General features: G+C 71.4%; 13 protein-coding genes. 7 read left to right on the top strand and 6 right to left on the bottom strand.

Annotated elements, in window-relative coordinates:
• Positions 1–15: 15 nt before the first annotated feature.
• The 3 genes from WME76_RS11200 to WME76_RS11210 all read right to left on the bottom strand — a co-directional run bounded on the left by WME76_RS11200 (position 16) and on the right by WME76_RS11210 (position 5,862).
• Positions 16–1,632, bottom strand: coding sequence for an aldehyde dehydrogenase family protein (locus WME76_RS11200; protein ID WP_437960127.1), 1,617 nt, complete (start codon positions 1,630–1,632; stop codon positions 16–18).
• Positions 1,633–1,726: 94 nt separating this feature from the next.
• Entirely contained in the window at positions 1,727–3,526 is a 1,800-nt protein-coding gene (locus tag WME76_RS11205) for a hypothetical protein (protein ID WP_437960128.1), read from the bottom strand.
• Between the two features lie 518 nt (positions 3,527–4,044).
• On the bottom strand, positions 4,045–5,862 hold the full coding sequence (locus tag WME76_RS11210) for a c-type cytochrome (protein ID WP_437960129.1): 1,818 nt from the start codon (positions 5,860–5,862) through the stop codon (positions 4,045–4,047).
• Between the two features lie 474 nt (positions 5,863–6,336).
• On the opposite strand from WME76_RS11210, the gene WME76_RS11215 reads away from it, so the two are divergent.
• From WME76_RS11215 to WME76_RS11225, 3 genes are all read left to right on the top strand, one after another.
• Positions 6,337–7,956, top strand: coding sequence for a TolC family protein (locus WME76_RS11215; protein WP_437960130.1), 1,620 nt, complete (start codon positions 6,337–6,339; stop codon positions 7,954–7,956).
• Between the two features lie 163 nt (positions 7,957–8,119).
• Positions 8,120–10,336 (top strand): sodium-translocating pyrophosphatase, encoded by a 2,217-nt coding sequence (locus WME76_RS11220; RefSeq protein ID WP_437960131.1) that lies wholly within the window; start codon positions 8,120–8,122, stop codon positions 10,334–10,336.
• A 94-nt stretch (positions 10,337–10,430) separates the two neighbouring features.
• Positions 10,431–13,760, top strand: a complete 3,330-nt coding sequence (locus WME76_RS11225; protein ID WP_437960132.1) for an SNF2-related protein — start codon at positions 10,431–10,433, stop codon at positions 13,758–13,760.
• Between the two features lie 192 nt (positions 13,761–13,952).
• Here WME76_RS11225 and WME76_RS11230 read toward each other — a convergent pair whose 3' ends face one another.
• Genes WME76_RS11230 through WME76_RS11240 form a run of 3 tightly spaced genes read right to left on the bottom strand, consistent with a single transcriptional unit; the run spans position 13,953 to position 15,787 of the window.
• Entirely contained in the window at positions 13,953–14,561 is a 609-nt protein-coding gene (locus WME76_RS11230; protein WP_437960133.1) for an ExbD/TolR family protein, read from the bottom strand.
• Complete coding sequence (locus WME76_RS11235; RefSeq protein ID WP_437960134.1) at positions 14,558–15,121, bottom strand: ExbD/TolR family protein; 564 nt, start codon at positions 15,119–15,121, stop codon at positions 14,558–14,560. Before WME76_RS11235 ends, WME76_RS11230 begins: the two co-directional genes overlap by 4 nt.
• A gap of 3 nt (positions 15,122–15,124) precedes the next feature.
• Positions 15,125–15,787 carry a MotA/TolQ/ExbB proton channel family protein gene (locus WME76_RS11240; protein WP_434047396.1) on the bottom strand — a complete coding sequence of 221 codons (663 nt, stop codon included), beginning with the start codon at positions 15,785–15,787 and terminating at the stop codon, positions 15,125–15,127.
• Positions 15,788–16,799: 1,012 nt separating this feature from the next.
• Between WME76_RS11240 and WME76_RS11245 the strand changes: the two genes are divergently transcribed.
• The 4 genes from WME76_RS11245 to WME76_RS11260 all read left to right on the top strand — a co-directional run bounded on the left by WME76_RS11245 (position 16,800) and on the right by WME76_RS11260 (position 20,009).
• Positions 16,800–17,420, top strand: a complete 621-nt coding sequence (locus tag WME76_RS11245) for a MotA/TolQ/ExbB proton channel family protein (protein WP_231864858.1) — start codon at positions 16,800–16,802, stop codon at positions 17,418–17,420.
• A 226-nt stretch (positions 17,421–17,646) separates the two neighbouring features.
• Positions 17,647–18,216: an ExbD/TolR family protein gene (locus WME76_RS11250; RefSeq protein WP_437290797.1), complete on the top strand. Its 570-nt coding sequence runs from the start codon at positions 17,647–17,649 to the stop codon at positions 18,214–18,216.
• A 15-nt stretch (positions 18,217–18,231) separates the two neighbouring features.
• Positions 18,232–18,813 carry an ExbD/TolR family protein gene (locus tag WME76_RS11255; RefSeq protein ID WP_437960135.1) on the top strand — a complete coding sequence of 194 codons (582 nt, stop codon included), beginning with the start codon at positions 18,232–18,234 and terminating at the stop codon, positions 18,811–18,813.
• Positions 18,814–19,004: 191 nt separating this feature from the next.
• The gene (locus WME76_RS11260) at positions 19,005–20,009 is read left to right on the top strand and encodes a hypothetical protein (RefSeq protein WP_437960136.1); all 1,005 of its coding nucleotides are present in this window, start codon (positions 19,005–19,007) and stop codon (positions 20,007–20,009) included.
• Positions 20,010–20,105 lie beyond the last annotated feature (96 nt).

Raw genomic sequence — 20,105 nt, forward strand, 5'->3', positions numbered from 1 at the left:
CGACGGGCCTCCGGATCAGCGGCCGAGCATGCGCCTGGCGAACGCGGCGACGAGCTCGACAAGGGCGCTGATGCGGCCGAACCATCCGGCTCCGCCTCGCACCCGCGCCATCGCGAAGGCGATGGTCCGGAGCGCTGGAGTATAAGGGTACCACCACAGCTCGCTCTTCGCTCTGCTGCGATCTTCGAGGTAGAAGCGCGGCCGCGTCAGCTCCGCGAGCGCGTGAGGGCTGCTCGTCACGCCGAAGCCGCTGTCGCCCGTCCCCGTCCACGGGGCGGCCGGGAGCGCGCCCGTGAAGCCGTGGTTGTTGATCGTCACCACGCCCGATCTCAGCCGGCGCCCGAGGGCGTGGGCCCGCTCGTACCCGCGGGTCCAGAGGCTGGTCGTGAGCGCGAAGCGCGACGCGTTGGTGCGGGCGATCGCCTCCTCGGCGTTGTTGACCACGAGGACAGGGAGGACGGGGCCGAAGGTCTCTTCCCGGAGGAGCGGCGTGTCCTCGCGCTCGACCCTGAGGACCGTCGGCGGGAACGCGAGAGAGCCAGGCTCCGGCGCGCCGCCGGCGAGCAGCTCGGCCCCGTCGGCGACGGCCGCGTCGAGCTGACGCCGGACGATCTCGGCCTGCCGCGCGGTCGTCATCAGCCCGACGTCGATCCCCGCCCGGAGCTGCCCGGTGAGCGCGACGACGCGCTCGATGAAGCGGTCCGCGATCGCCTGCTCGACGTAGACGCGCTCGATCGAGGCGCAGTTCTGTCCGGCGTTCGTGAAGGCACCCCAGACGACCCCGCGCGCGGCGCGCTCCAGATCGCAGTCGCCGAGCACGATGGCGCTGTCCTTCCCGCCGAGCTCCAGCGACGTCGGGACGAGGCGCTCGGCGCACGCGACCGCGACCTTCTTGCCGGTGGCGACGCTGCCGGTGAAGACGACGAGATCGACGCCGGCGTCGATGAGCGCGGCGCCGACGTCGCCGCCGCCCTGCGCGACGGCGAGGACGCCGTCGGGGAGCAGCCCGTCGAACAGCGAGGCCACGAGGGCGCCGGAGCGCGGTGTGACCTCGCTCGGCTTGAAGACCACGGCGTTGCCCGCGAGCAGCGCCGGCACGATCGTGCGCAGCGGGATCGCGACGGGGTAGTTCCACGGCGTGATGAGTGCGACGACGCCGCGCGGCTCCCTCCGGATGCGCCCGGCCTTGCCCGGGTAGGCGAGCGGGTCGAGATCGACAGCCGGCTCGTCGAGCAGCTCCTCGATCGACACGGTCCAGTAGTCGATGAGATCGGCGTTCGGCAGCACCTCGGCCAGCGCGGCTTCCTCGATCGGCTTGCCGCACTCGCGGTGCAGGAGCGCCGCGACCTCCTCGGCCCGCGCGAGCAGGCGCCGCTTGACCTTCCCGATGAGCTCCGCGCGCTCCCCGATCGGGACCTCGGCCCAGACGCGCTGCGCCGCCCGCGCCCGGACGACGATCTCCCCGACAGCGGTGGGCGCTGTCTCCGCGACGTCGTCGAGGGGCTCTCCCCCCGCCGGGCCGCTCACAGGAAAGGGGCCAGCGCTCGCCGCCGCGCCGGGCGCCCGCAGGGCCGCCGCTTCGTCGGCCACAGCGCCTGCCGCGTGGGGGAAGGCGGTCGTCTTGGATTCCATGAGGGGCGCAGCCTAGCACCGCGCTCCTGCGTACCCGCAGGAGCGGAGGCCGCCCCCGGAGGGCGGCCTGCCATCGAACCAGCGCAGGGTGTTTTTACGGAGCGGGCTCGCCCGCCGGCGCGGGCGCGTCTCCCCCGGCGGGCGCCGGAGCAGCGCCCTCCTGGTCGGGGGCAGGGGTGGCGGCCGGGCTGCCTTTGCGCTTCGCCGGCCGCTCGGGCGCCGGGCTCGCCGGGGTGGGGTTGATCGACAGGACCGTCTGCTTGCGGCAGCCCACGATGACCGCCTGGCCGGAGGAGAGCCACGTGGGGGTCGACGTCTTCTCCGTGGTCAGCTTGCCGAGCCGCACGTAGCGCGTCCCGCAGGGAACCTCGAGCGTCTCTCCCGTGCTTCCGGCGAGCGAGCCGTTCACGTAGACCGACGCCTGCTCGGGCGAGTTGACCAGCAGGTGGCCACGGTTCGACGGCAGATTTTCCGAGCTGCCCGCGGCCGGCGCGGCGGTCTCGGCCGGCGCGGCGGTCGTGGTCGGCTCAGCCGTCGCGGCGGGCGTCGCGGTCTCCACCGCCGACGGCGCCGCGGGCGCAGTCTCTGCGGGCGTGGCGGCCGGCGTCGGCTGCGTGGCCGGGGGCTGCGCCGTGACATCCTGCGCTGCGCCCGCGTTCGTGTCAGGACCGACGTTCGCCGGGGGCGCGGGCTCGGAGCCGAACAACCCGAGGCGGTGCGCGACGGCTGCGCCGGCCACGAGGAGCGCCGCCGCCGCGAGGATGAGACCCACGCGCGAGCGAGGCGCCGCCGGGCGCTCGGTGACGCTGACGCTGGTGTCCGCAGGCGGCCGCGTCGTGGCGACATCGGACTGCTTCGGCGCCCTGTCCGCCGGGACGATGGGAGGATCCTTGGTGATGACCTTCGGGAGCAGGTCGCGGTCGAGCGGCTTCGGCCTGGACTTGCGTTCCCCTTCGTCGACGGCCTCCCTGGGCAGCACCCCGGGCGCGGCGTCGACCGTCTCTTGATCCTGGACCGAGCGCGCGATCGCCTGGGCCTCGGACCGCGCGGAGCGGACGGCCGTCTCCTCGTCTTCGAGGCCCTCGGGGCGCGAGCGGATGACCGTGGGCTCGTCCTCGAGCATGCCGCGGATCACGGTCGGCTCATCGTCGACCATATCGCGACTGAGCTCGCGCTCGACGGCCGGCTCGCCCATCGCGCGCCGCGCAGTGGCGGCGAGCGCCTCCGCTGGCGCGGCCTTCGGCGTGACCGGTTCGCTGACGGACGCACCGCGCTCGGCGGCCGCCTCCAGCGCGGAGGCGCCCTCCTTCCCGACCGGCGTGGTCGCGGCGCGCGCCGCGACGGGGGCCTCGGCGCGGTCGGCCAGCGACCTGCGCGCCTCGGCCGCCGCGGGCTCCGGCCTGCGCTCGGCGGGGAGCTTCAGCCCCGCGGCGGGCTTCGGCGCGGCGGTCGGCTCGTCGGGGAGGAGCCCCGCGAACGAGAGCTCGCTGTCGCTCTCGACCGGCTTTCCCTTCGCGGCGACGTCCTCGTGCGGGAAGAACGGCTTCCCTTCGGCCCGCGGGCTGGAGCCGCGAGCCGGCGGCACGGCCGCGCCGCCCGAGAGCTGCCCGGCCGACCTGGCGGCGACGGGCGCCGTGACCCTGGACGCGGCAGGTCTGGCCGCATCTCTCGGCTTCGGCTCGGCGGGCTCCGCGGGGGGACGGTAGGTCTCCTGGCCGCCGGCGATCGGGCCGCCGTCGCGGGCATCGGCCCGCGGCAGGTCGAGCGAGGCTGCGGGCCGCCCCGCCGCCGGCTTCTCGGGTGAGCCGAGGGACGGCGCCGAGGCGCGCGCCGGCGCCGCGGCGGCCGGCTTGGCGGCCGACGTCCTGGCCGCGCCCGCTGCGGGCGTCTTCACCGGAGGCTGCTGCGGGGTCTTCGCTGCCGGCTGAGCCTCCTGCGGTGCTCTGGCGGCCGCTGCCGGCTGCCTTGCAGCGGTCTGCGGCGCCTGAGCGGCGGGCGACGCGGCGACATGGCGCGCATCGTCGAGGAACGGCTCGGGGGCGCGAGGCGGTCCGCCCGCGGCCGGTGAGGCCGCTGCCGGCCGCGCTTCGCTCGCCGGCGACGTCTCCGCCGAGCTCAGCCCGCCGTCCGGCAAGGCCGCGCCTGCGATGTCGTCGGCGAAAGCGCCGGGCGCCTCACCGCGGTGAGGGACGAGCTCGGCCGAGACCGGGAGCAACGTCCGGGTTCGAGGCGCAGCGGCGTTCCGCTGCACCCGCTGGAGGAGCGCTTCGAGGGTGGCGACTTTTTCTGCGACGTTCACGCCGCGCCAGCATATCGCGGCTCGGCGCTCGTTACATCATTCGCGGTGAGGGGGGCGCGATCAGGGCGGGATCTCCTGCGGAAATCCCGCCGGAACGCCGGATCGGAGGAGGGTCAGAGGGTCTCGAGGAAGGCGACCAGATCGTCGAGCTGGGCGTCCGACAGGTGAGACGTCTTGCCATGCATGTCGCCGCCGCCGCAGGCGGCCTTGGTGAACCGGTCCTTCAGCGTCGTCGCGCACCCGTCGTGCATGAACGGCGCGCGCGCGCCGATGCGGACCAGCGACGGCACCTGGAAGGCCTTGCCCGTGCCGACGTCGAACGACTCGTTGCTCGTGAGCTGAGCGCCCGCGTGGCACCTCGCGCAGTCCACGGTCTTGTCGTGGAAGAGGGCCTCGCCGCGCGCCACGGCGTCCTTGTCGGGCGCCGACGACACCGGCGGCGCCGGGAGGCTGTCGATCCACCGGGCGAAGACCTTCACCCGGCGCGGGCCCTGATGCGTGCCGCCCATCCGCCGCTCGAACACCTCGCTCATGATGGCCTCGATGCCGGACATGTCGCCGTCCCAGTGGAACGGCGCCGTATTGAGGATGCCGCCGCTCACGAACTGGGTGCGCCGCGGCCCGATCGGGTTGAAGACCCAGGTGTGGCCGTCCTCGCCGCCTTCCGGGTGGCACGACGCGCACGCCATCGAACCCGACGCGTTCTTGTGGAACATCTCGTGGCCGGTGTCCCTGCGGCTCTCGCCGGGGAGCGTGATGACGCGGTTCCGGGAGACGCCGTCGAGCGCGAGGACCTGGAGGCTCGCCGGCTCGCGGGTCTGCACGATCACTGCGTCGCCGGCGAACGCGACGGCGGTGGGCTCGCCGTCCACCATCACCCGGTGCTGCGGCTCCATGCAGGTCCCCTGCTCCAGGCCAACCTCCACATTCTGGTTCAGGCTCGCGGGGCTCGTCACGAGGACCTCGTTCCTTCCGGCCGCGACGACCGCGTACGACGCGCCGTCCTCGGAGATCGCGAGATCGACCGGGAGGGTCGCGGACGGGAGGGCCGCCGACAGCTTCAACAGGCCGTCCGGGGTCGCAGTCCCGAGCTCCGACACCGTGCCGTGCACGATGCTCCCGTCGCAGCCGCCGGAGCTGTAGCCGCCCTCCACGATCTCGACGGGCGCGATCAGGGCGCGCTGGTGCACCATCGCGACGCCGCCCGTCGGCAGCGGGAGCGTCCGCCAGGCGACGGCCGGCGCGAACACCTGCCCGAACAGGTCGAACTGCGGGAGCGACTCTCGCCCCGCGATGCTGCCGTCCGCCTCGACCGTGAGCAGCTCCGCCGCGCGGAATTTGCTGACCAGGAGCCGATCGCCGTCCACGATGACGTCGCGCAGATCGCGCTCGAGCTGCAGGCGGCGCGTCGCCGCCCCGGGACCGGCTGGGAGCGTCACGAGCTCGCCGCCGAGGCAGGCGACGTGGAGCTGGTCCGTCTGCGCATCGTAGGCGATCCCCCTCGGGGCAGGGCACGCGTCGCGCCGGTCGACGACCTTGCCGCTCTCCGCGTCGATCGTGACGACCGCGCCTCCGCGGCGCAGCGCGACGTGGAACCGCCCCGCGTCGTCCTCGACGACCCTGCCCGGCTCGTCTCCCTTCTCGAGGACGATCTCCGCGGTCAGCTGCTGCGCCCCGAGATCGATGATCCACACGCGATCGCGATCCGGATCGGCGGCCACCGCCCGGACAGCGCTCCTGCTCACGGCGAGCGTGCCACCGCTGATCGCGGGCGGCGGCTCCGCCGCGACCGCGACGCTGCCAGGATCGTCTATCTGCGGCGGCTCGTCTTCCCCGAGATCCCACGGAGCGCAGGCGGCGAACGATGATGCGGTCGCGAGGATGGCGAGCATCGGGGAGAAGCTGCGGCGCGATGCAAGCAGTCTATGCATGAGGGCCTCCGGTCCGCCGCCAAGCAAGATGGCGGCCACTTAATTGGATGTTCTTCCATCCCATGGAGCGCCGCAATACGCGTTGCCGCGGAGCAAGCGACGGATTGCTGCCGTCCACAGCGCGCGTGCGTGGGTGCGGACGGCGCTCCGAACGGTGCGATGACCGTGCGCTGAGCGGCGCATCGGACCAGACACCTCTCCTGCGTCGGCGCTGATGTCCCGGCTGTCATGGCCCACTGCGGCACGGCATGACGACCACGCCAGGCCACGGCGCCGAGCGGGGTCACGGACGTCGCCAGCGGAGTCACCGATTCATGCGCGCCAGAGCTGCCGTCGGTTCGAGCGCGCTCGCCGCCGGGTCACGCGCCCGGTCACGCTCGCGGGAAGGCGAGGCGAGCGATCGCCGTGGCGCGGCGCGGGTGATCGCCTGTGACTTGACGGGTGCTTTCGCCGCCCATAAGTGACCGACCGGTCATGAAAAGCACCGCACCCTCGTCTCGACGCAGCATCTCGCTGGCTTCGACGCTCGCCGGGCTGCTCGCCCTCGGGCTCATCGCCCCGCTGGCGGCCGCGCAGCCCGCCGTGCCGCAGCCGGTCGCGCCGCAGCCCGCGCCCGCTGTTCCCGCCCCCGGACAGCCGCAGCCCCCGCCGGCTCCTCTCACCGCGGCCCAGCCGGCGGCGCAGAAGGCCGATCCGCTCGCGACCGCGCTCGCGCCGCAGCCCGGGGGGCTGACGCCGGACGAGGTCGCGAAGGCTGCGCTGCGGACGCGCGCGTCGCTCCGCGCCAAGCAGGCCGAGCTCCGCGCGGCCTCGGCCAGGGTCGACCAGGCGGTGGTCAACTTTTTTCCCCGGGTGTCCGCGACGGCGAGCTACACGCGCCTGTCGGAGGTCGAGAGCGCGGGCCTCGGCGGCGGGGCCATCGTCGGAGCGCGGAATCAGGGCCTGATCCAGGTCGGCCCGTGCCCGGGCGGCCTGCCGGGCCAGTGCGTCGTCGACAGCGCCGGCTCGCCGGTCGCGGCAGCGGCGTTTTCCTTTCCGGTGCTCCTCAACAGCTACTCGCTCACGGCGAACCTCGCCGTGCCCATCTCGGATTACGTGCTCCGCATCTCCCAGGGATACGCCGCCGCGTCCCACGCGGAGAGCGCGAAGAAGCTCGAGCTCCAGGCGGAGTCCCTGCAGGCCGCGGCCGACGCGAAGATCGCGTTCTTCAACTGGGTTCGCGTGAAGGGGCAGGTCGTGGTCGCAGGTGAGGCGGTGTCTCAGGCCAGGGCCCACGTCGAGGACGCGCGGCGCACCTTCGAGGTGGGGCTGCTCTCGCGGGCCGACGTGCTCCGGCTCGAGGCCCAGGTGGCCAGCGCCGAGCAGGTGCTCCACGAGGCCCAGGCCGCGCTCCTGGTCGCGGACGACCAGATCCGGATCGCCCTCGGCGCGGCGCCGAACCGGCCGCTCAACCTGGGGATCGACGTGATGGGCAGCGCGCCCGCGAAGCCGCCCGCCGAGCCGCTCCCGGCGCTGTTCCAGGAGGCGCTCCAGCGGCGCCTCGAGATCCGCGCCCTCGATGAGACGCAGTACTCGCTCGAGAAGGCCGAGGCGGTCACGAGGGCCGGGTACTTCCCGCGCGTGGACGCCTTCGCCGACGTCACCTATGCGAACCCGAACCAGCGCATCTTCCCGACCCAGGAGCGGTTCGATCTGACGTGGGCGGCGGGCGTCCGCGCCTCGTGGGTGCTCAACGACGTCTTCACCACCGCGGCCGCCTCCGCCGAGGCGAGCGCCCGCACCACGCAGGTCGCCGAGCAGAAGGCCGCGCTGCGCGACGCGCTCCGGCTCGAGGTGGCGTCCGCCTACGCTGAGCTGGGCAAGACCGTGAGCAGCATCGAGGCCGCCGAGCGCCAGCTCGCGGCGGCGGTGGAGTCGATGCGCGTCAGGTCCGAGCTGTTCCGGGCCGGTCGGGCCACGAGCGTCGACGTTGTCGACGCCGAGACCGAGGTCACGCGCGCGCGGCTGCAGCAGCTCAACGCGCGCGTCGGGGCGCTCGTCGCGAAGACCCGGCTGGAGCACGCGGTCGGGCGCGATGCGAACGACGTGAAATGACCGGGTCGCGCGCGTCGTCTTCGCTTGCGCGGCCCTGCTGGCCGGAGTAGGGAAGGCGTGCGCCGCTGCAGCGCGGGTTCCTGCGGCGCTCCCGCGGGCATCGCCCGCACCATCCTCACCGGCCGAGGCAGCGCTTTCACGGTGCGCGCCCGGCCCGCCCGTCATGACGGAGCTTGCGCTCATCCTCAGCGGCGGCCTGATCGGGCTCGCCTTTGCGGCCTACCTCGCTCGCTGGGTCGTCGCGCGCCCCGCGGTCGAGCCGGAGATGCAGCGCGTGGCCGCGCTCATCCAGGGGGTCGCCGAGGCGTATTTTCGCCGCCAAAGCAGCGTCATCGGCGCGGTCTCCGCGATGCTCGGCGGCGCCATCTTTCTCGCGTACGGCCTCCTCCGGCGCGCGGGCGAGAAGAACCCGGTGCCCGCGCTGGAGCTCGGCGTCTGGCTCACGCTCTCGTTCGCGGTCGGGGCGGCCAGCGCGGTCGCTACGGGCCGCGTCGCCACCTGGATCGCGCCCCGCACCAGCGTGCGTGCCGCGAGCGGCGCCCGCCGCTCGCTCGATCTCGCCCTGCAGGTCGCCCTCCGGGGCGGGGCCGTGTCAGGGCTCTTCGTCGCGAGCATGAGCCTCCTCGGCCTCGGCGGCCTGTTCGCCGCGGTCCTCGCGTTCCGGGGCGGCTTCGGGGCCGAGCCGGCCGAGGCGCTCGCGCTCGCGCCGACGATCCCCTGGGTCATCGCCGGCTACCCGCTCGGCGCCTCGTTCGCCGCGCTGATGGCGCAGCTCGGCGGCGGCACCTTCTCCAAGGCGGCCGACCTCGGCGCGGACCTCGCCGGCGCCGAGGTCGGGCTCGATGAGGACGACCAGCAGAACCCGGCCACGATCGTCGATCTGGCGGGCGACATGGTCGGCGACTGCGCCGGGCGCGCGGCCGGCGTCTTCGCCTCGACCGTCACCGAGAACGCGGGCGCGATGGTGGTCGGCGCGATGCTCTTCCGCAACAACGCCGGGCTCCCGAGCGCCCTCGCCGTCGTGCTCTTTCCGCTGGTCAGCCGCGCGTTCGGCCTCATCGCGACGCTCTTCGGCGTGATGGTCGTCAAGACCGACGACCGGGAGGACGCCTTCAACGCCCTCGTCCGCGGGCTCTACGTCACGGCGATCCTTCACGCCGTTGGGATCGCCGGGGCCGCCAAGTGGCTGCTCGGCGCCCACTGGGTCGTCTTCTTCGCGTGCGGCGTCATCGGCATCGTCGCCGGCATCGGCGTGCTGCACGTCACGCAGTACTACACCGAGCAGCGGCATCGCCCGGTCCGCGAGCTCGCCGAGGCCGCCCGCAGCGGCTCCGCGATGGCCGTGCTCCGCGGGCTCGCCATCGGCCTCGAGAGCTCGGTGCTCCCGCTCCTGGTCGTCGTCGGCGCGACCTTCGGCTCGTACCTGCTCGGCGCCCGCTCCGGCCTCGCCGGGGGAGGCCTGTTCGGCACCGCGGTCGCCACGATGGGGATGCTGGGCACCGCCGGGTATGTCCTCGCCATGGACGCGTTCGGCCCCATCGTGGACAACGCGGGCGGCATCGTCGCGCTGACGGTGGCCCGCGACCGACCGGACGTGCGGGGCCGCACCCTCGTGCTGGACGCCGTCGGCAACACGACCAAGGCGCTCACGAAGGCGTACACGGCCGGGGTGGCGGCGCTCGCCTCGCTGCTGCTCGTCGCCGGCTACCTCGACGAGTCCCGGCGGCGCGCGCTGACGTTGAGCGCATCGAGCAGCGGCGAGACGGCCTCCATGGTCGTGCGCCTCGACCGGCCCGAGGTCTACCTCGGCGCGCTGGTCGGGATCCTCCTGGTCTTCTGGCTGGCCGGGCGCTGCATCCGCAACGTGCTCCAGGCCGGCCGCCGCGTCCTCGACGAGGTGAGGCGCCAGGCCCGGGCCCGCCCGCCGGGCTTCGTCGGCGACCACGAGCCCTGCGTCGAGATGGTCTCGCGGGCGGCGCTACGTCATATGATCGCGCCAGCCCTGGTCTCGGCGGCGGTGCCGGTCGTCGTGGGACTTGCCTTGCGCTTTGCAAGGACGGAAGATAATCCTCTGGTCGCGGCGGATTCAGTCGCGGCCCTGATCATGGCCGGGACGGTCGCAGGCGTCCTCGGGTCGCTCTTCTTGGGGAATACCGGGGCGATCTGGGACAATGCGAGGCAGTACATCGCGACCGGCGCGCACGGCGGGCGCTACCTTGTCGACGAGACCGGGGCGCGGGCGGACAACCCCACCTACGGCGCCGCCGTCGTTGGCGACACGATCGGCGATCCTCTCAAGGATGTGGCCGGTCCTGCGATCCACGTGCTGATCAAGATGCTTCCCGCCGTGACCATCGTGTTCTTGCCGTTCTTCATCTGATGCCGGTTCTTCATCCAGCGGGATCCGCCAGAGGTCCCGTCCACCCGACCCATCCCGGCGAATTGCCGCCGCACCTGTATCCCGAGCCCACGACGTGCCGCCTCCGATCTCCGACGCACTCTCCACCCTCAGCGATCGTGGCCTGCGAAGGCTCCTTGGCGCCCGCACCTTTCTCCGCGGGCTGGAGTACTTCCGTCGCCGCGTCGTCGAGGACATCTCCATCCACGAGACGATGGCGAGCGGCACCGTCCGCGCCGCCGACTCCGAGCCGTACCCCGTCAAGGTGGAGCTCTCGCCCGATGGCATCCAGTCCCAGTGCTCCTGCCCGGCATTCCAGAAGGCCGGACAGCATTGCAAGCACGTCGCGGCGCTGCTCATCAGCATCCGAGACCAGGCTCGCGGCGCGCAGCCCCGACGCGAGCCGCCGATCCCGGCGCTCGTCCCTCAGACCGCCCATGCCGGCGGTGACGCCCTGAAGCGCGTGCGCCGTCGTGACCGCCGCGGGCGGCTGGCGATCACGCCGCCGGTCCCTGTACCCACCGTCGTCGGCACCCACGGGCCGCCGGGCTCCGCCGTCGCCCTCACGGCCCCCGTGCTCGACGCCACCGCCAAGCAGACCGGCATCGGCGCGTGGCTCCCGCCCGAGGGCGTCACCGGCGCCCGGCGCGTGGAGTTCCGACTTCACGTGCGGCAAGGAGCGCTGACCGTCACCGTCCTCGACGCCGAGGCGCGCGTCCCGGTGCTGCCCTCCGCGGCGCTCGCCTGGCAGGCGCTCTACCCGACGCCCGATCGCGACGCCCTCCGGCTGCTCGCCCGCTTCGAGAGCGGCAACCCGCGTCACCCCGCCGTCGACATCCGCGGCGAGGACGTGGCCGAGCTGCTCCCGCTGCTGGAAGGCCAGCGCGTGCTCCTCGAGCCGGCGCTCATGCAGCTCCGCTTCGGCGAGGACAGCCTGCGGCCGCGCTTCGATCTCGAGACCGTCGGCGGCGACACGATCATCGTCAAGGCGAGCTTCGAGCGGGGGAACGACAAGCGCCGCTTCTCCCTGCTGCAGGGCGGGTGGTTCGAGGGCTGGCCGGGCTGGCACATCGACACGCAGGAGGGGCTCGCGCGCCGCATCGACAAGCGCGTCTCGCCCGCGGCGATGCGCCGCCTGCTGCGCTCGCCGACGATCGGCGAGCCGATGAGCGAGCTGCCCCGCATCATCATGCAGGGGCTGCCCAAGATCGCGCTCGAGGTCGGCGCGGAGCTGCCCGACCTGAACCAGATCGCCGAGGTCGTCGACCTCGTGCCCACGTTCCGCATGCGCGCGGGCGGCTCGCTGATCGAGGCGCGCGTCACGCTGTTCGCCGCGTACGGCGACGCGGAGGTCGCCGTGCGCGCCGACGGCATCTCGCCCCCGGTGCTCGTTCAGCCGCCCGAGGAGGGGATGAAGCGCGCCCGCTGTATCCGCGTGGACATCGCCGCGCAGCAGGAGGCGGCGGGCAAGCTGCTCGGCCTCGGGCTCAGGCCGGACGAGACCGGCCAGGGCTTCATCGCGAACGGCGACCACGCGCTCACCTTCTGGACCGAGGGCCTCGCCGAGCTCCCCGACGACTGGGACCTCTTCGTCCCCGAGGATCTCGTCGACACGCAGGTGCGCAGCAAGCCCATCGGCGTGTTCGCCAAGGTCACCTCGGGGATGGACTGGCTGAACGTCAAGCTCAGCTTCGAGAGCGAGGGCGTCGGCGTGGATCGCGACGAGCTGCGCCGCTGCCTCGCCGAGGGCAAGCGCTACGTCCGCCTCGAGGACGGGTCGTTCGCCGCGTTCGACCCCGACGCCGTGCGCGCGATGCTCGATCGCGAGGTCGAGCTGATGATGACCGCCGGCAAGAGCGGCCGGCTGCCGCTGGCGCAGGCCGGGCGGGTGCACGAGCTGCTCCAGCACGCGAGCTCGACCAGCGTGACCGCCTCCGCGCGCGAGCTCTTTCACAAGCTCAGCAACATCGACGAGATCGGCAGCACCAAGCGGCCCCGGAACCTGAAGGCGACGCTGCGTCCCTACCAGGAGGCCGGCCTGTCGTGGCTCAAGTTCATCCACGACATCGGCTCGGGCGGCGTGCTCGCCGACGACATGGGCCTCGGCAAGACGGTCCAGACGATCGCGCTCCTGCTCGCCGTCAAGCAGGAGGAGAAGCACCTGCGCACGCTGATCGTCGCGCCGACGAGCGTCGTGACGAACTGGGAGCGCGAGCTCTCCCGGTTCGCGCCGTCGCTCTCGATAGCCCTGTGGCACGGCGCCGACCGCAAGGACCAGATCGACGAGGTGAAGGCCGCCGAGGTGGTCATCACGAGCTACGCGCTGCTCCGCCGCGACGAGGACTTCCTCGCGCAGCTCGATCTGACCTACGCGATCCTCGACGAGGCGCAGCACATCAAGAACCCGATGAGCGCCACGGCGGCCGCGGCCAAGCGGCTCCGCGCGAAGCGCCGGCTCGCGCTCACGGGCACGCCCATCGAGAACCGGCTGTCGGAGATCTGGTCGATCTTCGACTTCGTCTCGCCGGGCCTGCTCGGCTCGCTCGACAAGTTCGAGGCGCGCTTCTCGCGGCCGATCGAGGCGGGCGACTACAAGACCGCGCAGCGGCTCCGCGCCGTGATCCACCCGTTCATCCTGCGTCGCACGAAGCAGGAGGTCGCCAAGGATCTGCCGGAGAAGATCGAGATGGATCAGATCTGCGATCTCACCGGCGAGCAGCGGGCGCTCTACATGCAGGTCGCGCGCGAGGTGCGGGCGCAGGTCCTCGGCGAGGTCGAGCGCGTCGGGCTCGCGAAGAGCCAGCTCCAGATCCTCGCCGGCCTCACGCGCCTCCGGCAGGCGGCCTGCGACCCGCGGCTGCTCGGCTTGCCGCGCGAGTTCAGCGACGACGACTCGGGCAAGCTCGTCGCGGTGCGCGAGCTCATCTCGAACGCCGTCGAGGGCGGGCACAAGGTCCTCGTCTTCAGCCAGTTCGTGATGATGCTGAAGCTCATCGAGCGGGCGATGAAGGAGGATGGCGTCGCCTACGAGTACCTCGACGGCTCCACGAAGGACCGGGCGGAGCGCGTCGAGCGCTTCCAGAGCGATCCGAGCGTGCCGGTCTTCCTCATCAGCCTCAAGGCGGGCGGCACCGGCCTGAACCTCACCGCGGCCGACACGGTGATCCACTTCGATCCGTGGTGGAACCCCGCGGTCGAGCAGCAGGCCACCGACCGCGCCCACCGCATCGGGCAGACCAAGGTGGTGACCGCGTACCGCCTCGTCGCCGCGGGCACGATCGAGGAGAAGATCCTGCTGCTCAAGGACAAGAAGCGTCAGCTCGTCGCCTCCGTCCTCAGCGAGGACGCCGGCGGCGCCAAGAAGCTCACCAAGGCCGATCTCGAAGAGCTGTTCGCGGTGGACTGACCGCCCCGGCGGCACGGCGCGCCGCGAGCGCGCCGGCCGCGGGGGCCTGTCAGAACTCACAGCGCGGCGGAGCGCAGGGGGAGCGCGCCCGTCGGGGGGCGCGTCTCGACCGAGCGACGGCGCGCCGATCGTGGGGTGGGGTGAGGTGCGCGGCCACGGCAGGTGGCCGCCGGGAGCGGGGCAGGGGAGCGGCTACTGCTTGTTGCCGCTCAGCACCATCAGGTGATACTTGCCGAACTCGCTCTGTCCGAGGGTGAACAGGACCTCGATCAGCAGGCGGTACGGCGTGGTCGCGTCGGCCACGATGATCGCCTCGGACGACGACGGATCGAGCCCCTTCGCGGCGCGGATGGCCTTGTCCGTCTCGCGCGCATGGGAGAGGGCATTCGCGAGCGGCACGATGTAGAGATCGTTGGGCCCGCTGCGCTTGTACTTCGCGTCGACCCCGGACTGGGCGAGCTGCTCGCGGTTGGGGAGCACGACGATCGGGGTCGGATCCTCGCCCACGAGGATCTGCGACTTCGAGACGATGACGACCACGCCCTCCTGCGAGGGCTCGGCCTGCATCACCGACTTCGGCAGGGTGAGGTCCTTGGACTGCGGGATGGATGCCGCGGACGATCCCACGCTCTTCAGCAAGAAGACGAGGATGATCGTCATCAGGTCGAGCATCGCGGTGATGTTCAGGAAGTCGATCTCGGGCTCACGCCGGTTCCGGCGGATCGCCTTCCGGAGGGCCGCCTTGTAGCGGACGATGCTCGCCCTGGGCTGCGGCGGAGGGGGCTGCTCGGCGGCGCTCATCGGGCCACCCCGAAGTGGACCTCCGGGAACAGCTCCTCCCCGGCGTCGCTCCTCAGCGCGTCCATCACGTCGATGATGGTCTTGTAGTCGATGCCCGGGTTCGCCGTGATCGTCACCTGCGTCTCCTCTTTGAACTCGGGGCGGGCGTTCTTGAGGCGCTTCGCGCACGCCGTGAGGGCGGGAAAGTCATAGCTCTCGTTCGTCTTCGGCACCGTGACCCCGCTGCCCACGTCCTGGCAGCCGGTCGCGATGTTGCCGCTCGACGTCTTCAGCGAGATCCCCTGGCTGGTGATGAACGCGGAGAGGTTCAACGCCTTGCTGGAGAGCTCGCTGCGCACCTTGCCCCCGCCGATGGACGGCGGCGTCGTGTCGATCGACGACACGAATGTCACCGAGACGCTGGCGAGCACGAAGATGAGGATGTTCGTGATGATGTCGAGGTAAGGAACGACGTTGAGCTCGCCGGCCTCCTCCCCGGCTTCGGGCTCCTTGGGCTGCGAGAGGCGCCGGATCTTCGATCGCTGCGCCGAGCTGAGCGGGACGTCTTGCGGGGCCGCCATGGGCTAGTAGCCAGGCTTGCTGCTGATCGTGAGCAGGTTGAAGACGCGCTCCGTGGTCGCCTCAAGATCGTGCTGGATGTTCTTGGAGCGGGTGTGGAGCAGGACGTGCGCGATCATGCACACGACGGCGATCGCGAGGCCGAACGCCGTGTTGTACATGGCCTCCGCGATGCCGTTCGAGAGCATCCGCTGCTTGTCGGCCTGGGAGAGGCCCTGGGCGGCGATGGAGGCGAACGTGTTGATCAGGCCCGAGACCGTCCCGATGAGGCCGATCAGCGTCGCGATGTTCGCGAGCGACCAGAGGGCGCCGATGCGCTTTTCCACGGCGGGCTTGAGCTCCGACAGCTTCTCGCTGAGGGCGGCGTCGATCTCGTCGGCGCCCTTGTTCGCGTGGGTGAGGCCCGCCTTCACGAGCTGCAGGATGGGGTAATCGCTCGCGTCGCAGAGCTTGATGGCGCGGTCGATGTTGCCGGCGGCCACCAGCTTCTTGACCTGCGCGAAGAACTCCTTCGAGTTCACGCGGTAGCGCCCGAGCTGGAACGCGGTTCGCTCGATGATGATCGTCACCACGACCGCCGAGACGACCAGGTTCGCGATCAGGAAGGTCGGATTGTGCTTGATGGCCTCCCACATCCCACCTTCGCCACCACCCTCGGCCGCCAACATCAGCAGATGACGCATCCTCGAAGTCCCTTTCTCAGCGTCGTCAGAAGCCCGACAATCTCTAGGCGCGGCGACTATAACTGCCGCCCGATCCCGTGTGCAAGCTCGGCGATGCGGCTGCGACCGGCGGCAAGTTGCCGGGATCGGCGCAGATCCGCGGCAGAACCCGCGTGCGACGCGGCGATCTGGCGCCCGCCGCGACGAGGCGGCGCCGGCCGTCCCGGGGCGCCCGGGTACGGAACGCCCTGAATCGCTCCGGCCGCCACCGGCCGGTCGGCCGCCGCGCCCTGCCATCCCCGGGGCCGCTCGCCTGCCGAGTCGGAGCGCGCCCTCGCCGGGTGATGCTGCTCGCAGTGCCGCAGTGCGCTGTCATCTCGATCGACGTCACGCCGGCGCCGCCTCTCCTGGAAGCCGCCGGCTCAGCCGTGGGTCCGCCCGCTTCGCTCGCGTCGGAGCACCGCATAACCCTGCGATTGTTGTAAAGTTTTGCCCGCATCAGAGCGCTCAGATGTGGCCAAATCTCTCTTGACGGCGCCGGGTCTCAATCGCGAAGATGCGCGAGTCCCCCGGGCGCATCGGCGTCGCTTGGCCACCAGAGGGCGGCACGCTCCAGGGTGAACGGGGGGGAGCCGCGCCCAGAGCCATCACGGCCCCTGGCGTGACGACGTGAAGTCAGTCTTGGACGACAGGTGAGAGAGCTGGGACGGCGCCGGGCGCCGCGACCAGGAGGGACGATCAGGACTCTTGCAGAGGTCAGCGCCGCTCGGCTAGCGTCCCGTGGGCATCTCGCCAGAGAGCGACAGGAGCACGCCGTCCACGGCCAGCGCCGCCAAGCGAAATAGGCCTCTCATCCGTTGTTTACGTGTGAGCGAAAGACTGCCGCCCCTCGGCAACACGAGTCTGACAAAGGGAACCGATCGAGTTGCGCGATACCTCATCCCGGGGACGCGAGGCGAACTGGAGGACAGAAGCAATGCACGGAGCGTATGAAGCTTTCAAAGAGGGTGGGTGGGGTATGTGGCCCATCCTGTTCTGGTCGATCCTCACGATCGGCATCATTGTCGAGCGCGCCCTCTACCTGTTCGGCTCGTCGATCAACAAGGACGTCTTCCTCGCCACCATGCAGAAGTGCATCCTGGCGGGTGATGTCGCCAAGGCTGTGAAGATGTGTTCGGCGGCGAACGCCCCGCTCGCCCGCATCGTTCAGGCCGGCCTCGTCAAGGTGAACCGCCCCGACGAGGAGGTCCAGGCGGCGATGGACGAGGCCGCTCTTCGCGAGCTGCCGAAGATCTCGGCGCGCACCTCGTACCTCGCGCTGCTCGCGAACCTCGCGATGCTCTCCGGCCTGCTCGGGACCGTGACGGGTCTCATCAAGTCCTTCGGCTCCGTCGCCGGCGAGTCGGTCGACCCGAGCCAGAAGGCGCGCGTGCTCGCCCTCGGGATCTCGGAGGCCATGAACTGCACCGCCTTCGGCCTCGGCGTGGCCATCATCGGCCTCATCGGCTTCGCCGTGCTGAACGGCAAGACGCAGCACATCGAGGACGACATCAACGAGGCATCGGTGCAGATCCTCAACCTCGTCGTCGCGAACCGCCAGAAGGTGAATGTCGCAGCCGTCGGTCAGGCGGCAGCCTGATGGTCCTCGGCGGGCCCGGGATGTCGAGCGCCCCTCGCGTGCGCTTGCGCCTGGGCCCGCTCTCGCGCCTCGAAGCCCCGGACGGCGGATCGCGCCGCCGGGGCACCGGGAACTTCGGAAGAGCGACGAAGTCAGACCCAGCATGGTGGCCCTCCGCGAGCAGCGGGCAGGGCGTTCCCCGGAACAACTTGGATAGGTGAGCTCAGGCTCACGTTGGGAAGGCATTATGGGCGGCGTAGACGTCGGCGACGGTGGCGGCAAGAAGCGGTCGACGAACAGCGACATCAACATGATCCCGTTCATCGACCTGCTGATGGTCACGATTGCATTCCTGTTGATCACGGCGGTCTGGGTCACCAACTCGCGCATGAACGCGGACGCCCAGGTCCCTGGCCCTCCGGATCCGAACAAGGAGCTGACCCCGCAGACGCCGGAGAAGGTGCTGAACCTGCACATCGGCGAGAGCGAGTTCGGGCTCGTGTGGAAGCAGGGCGCGACGGTGGTCAACGAGGTCAAGGTCCCCAAGGCGCAGGTCGAGATCGGCGACGCGTCCTCGAAGATCGTCCGCTACCCCGAGCTGGCGAAGCGGATCGAGGAGGAGTGGAAGACGCACGGCGGCCACCGGGACCCGAGCGACAAGAAGCTCGACCAGGCCATCCTCCACACCGACAACCGCACGCCCTTCAAGGAGATCGTCGCGGTGCTCGACGCGCTCTACGCGCCGAAGCGCGAGATGAGGTTGCCCGACGGGAACAAGCAGGTCCCCGTGTTCAACATGACGTTCTCGGTCCGGTGAGGCAGGAGCGCGCACATGGATAGGTTCAATCCGAAGCATCACAAGAACCCGCACGCCCACGTCATCCACCAGCCGGGCCGCCGGCTGATGAAGGGCGTCCCGCTCCGGTTCGTGTGGAACAAGGTGTCGGGTCACGGAGCTCGCAGCCCGAACGCGGGGCTCAACCTCGTGAGCTTCATCGACTTCCTCGTCGTGACCGTGATCTTCCTCCTGATGTCCTTCTCGGCGTCGGGCGAGATCGCCGTCGACAAGAACGTCAGGCTCCCGAAGGCGGAGAACGTCGAAGACGTCATCGACGCGCCGATGGTCGCGGTGAACGGCAACCAGATCCTCGTCGACGGCGCCCTGGCTGGGTCGACCCGCGCGATCGAGGAGCTCGGGCGCCTCCAGAAAATCGACGAGCTCTTCAACCTGCTCAAGAACAAGCGCGAGCTGTGGAAGCAGGTGCAGCCGAACAAGCCGTTCCCGGGCGTCTGTATCCTCCAGGTCGACCAGAACGTGCCCGCGCTGGTCGTCAAGAGCGTGTTCCAGACCGCGGCGTTCGCCGGTTACCCGAACGTCAGCTTCATGGTCAGCAAGCTGCCGAAGTCGAATTGATCCCCGCTTCTTGACCTATCGAGCAGAGAAGGACGGGGCGCGCCGGGCGATGCCTGGCGGCCCCGGTGTCACCATCGAACGTGGTGGCTCCAGCGGCGCGCTCGGCGCGGCCTTCCCTCTACGCGGCTCGTGTGGAGGAGGCTGCCCCGCCCGCGCGACCGGACTGGGGCCTCGTGCGCGGAGCCTCTCCTATGTCCTCTGAACAGCCGCCCCGCGAACGCGGCTTGCCCTCGGTCTACAAGGCGCGGGAGGCGCGCACCAAGATGCGCTGGCCCCCGGCGAAGTTCTGGGGTTACACGGCGCTCGTCCTCGCGGTCTCGGCGATCCTCCACTGGAAGTGGTCCCAGGGGCAGATCGAGAGCGCGCGCCAGAAGCTGATGGCGCGCCAGCGCGCCGTCGCCGTGGAGCTCGGCCCGCGCTGGTTCCCGATGCGCGAGCGCGTGGAGGCCTGGACGCTCGAGCTGGCGCGGAGCGCCGGCGCCGATCTCGTGGACCAGGAGGCGCTCAAGTCATGGAATTTCCGTGAGCTTGCGGGAATTTACCTGCGGCTCCGGGTGGACGAGGCGACGAGCGTCGACGCCGTCCGGAAGAACGCGCAGCAGTCGCTCCGCGACGCGTTCACCGCGTGCCTCCTGCGGGTCCCGAACCCGAACCCGCTGGCGGGCGCGGAGTGCAAGCGCACGCGGGACTGCCCTGCGGGCGAGTACTGCAACGAGGCGGAGCGCTGCTCCCGGCCGGCGCAGCCGTTCAACCTGCGCGTCGCGTACCGGACGATGCACGTCCTCTCGGACGAGTGGGTGCGCGACGCGCAGGACGCCTCGAGCGAGCTCCGCCTGCGGCTCCTGGAGTCGAGCTTCGAGGACACGATGCGGGACGACGTGCCGCTCGCGGCGGAGCTCCTCACGCGGGCGCAGTACTACCTCCTCGTGCTCGACGAGCCCGCCGAGGGCGCGACGACCACCGAGGCGCTGCTCGCGGTGCCGCACATGGCGCGCGTCGGCGTCTGGCGGCTGTCGGACGGCAAGCCGATCCTGCGCGTGCGCAGGGAAGCGAGCGGCAACCTCATCGGCGGGACGCCTTCGGTCGAGGGGGGCGTGCTCGAGGCGCGGCAGCGGCAGGCGAATAGCTGCGCGCTGGCGCTCGCGGTGCGCGAGGCGATGGGCGATACAACCGCCGCCGTCACCGAGCCGCAGTGAGGCCGCGCGAGGGCGCGGGGTGATCGGCGCGCGCCTGGCCACGACAGGCGCGGGTCACGCCAGCGCGCCTGTCGCGGACAGGTGCGCGCGCCGCGA

The organism is Sorangium sp. So ce119, from assembly GCF_051524405.1.
Classification (GTDB): Bacteria; Myxococcota_A; Polyangia; order Polyangiales; family Polyangiaceae; genus Sorangium; species Sorangium cellulosum_G.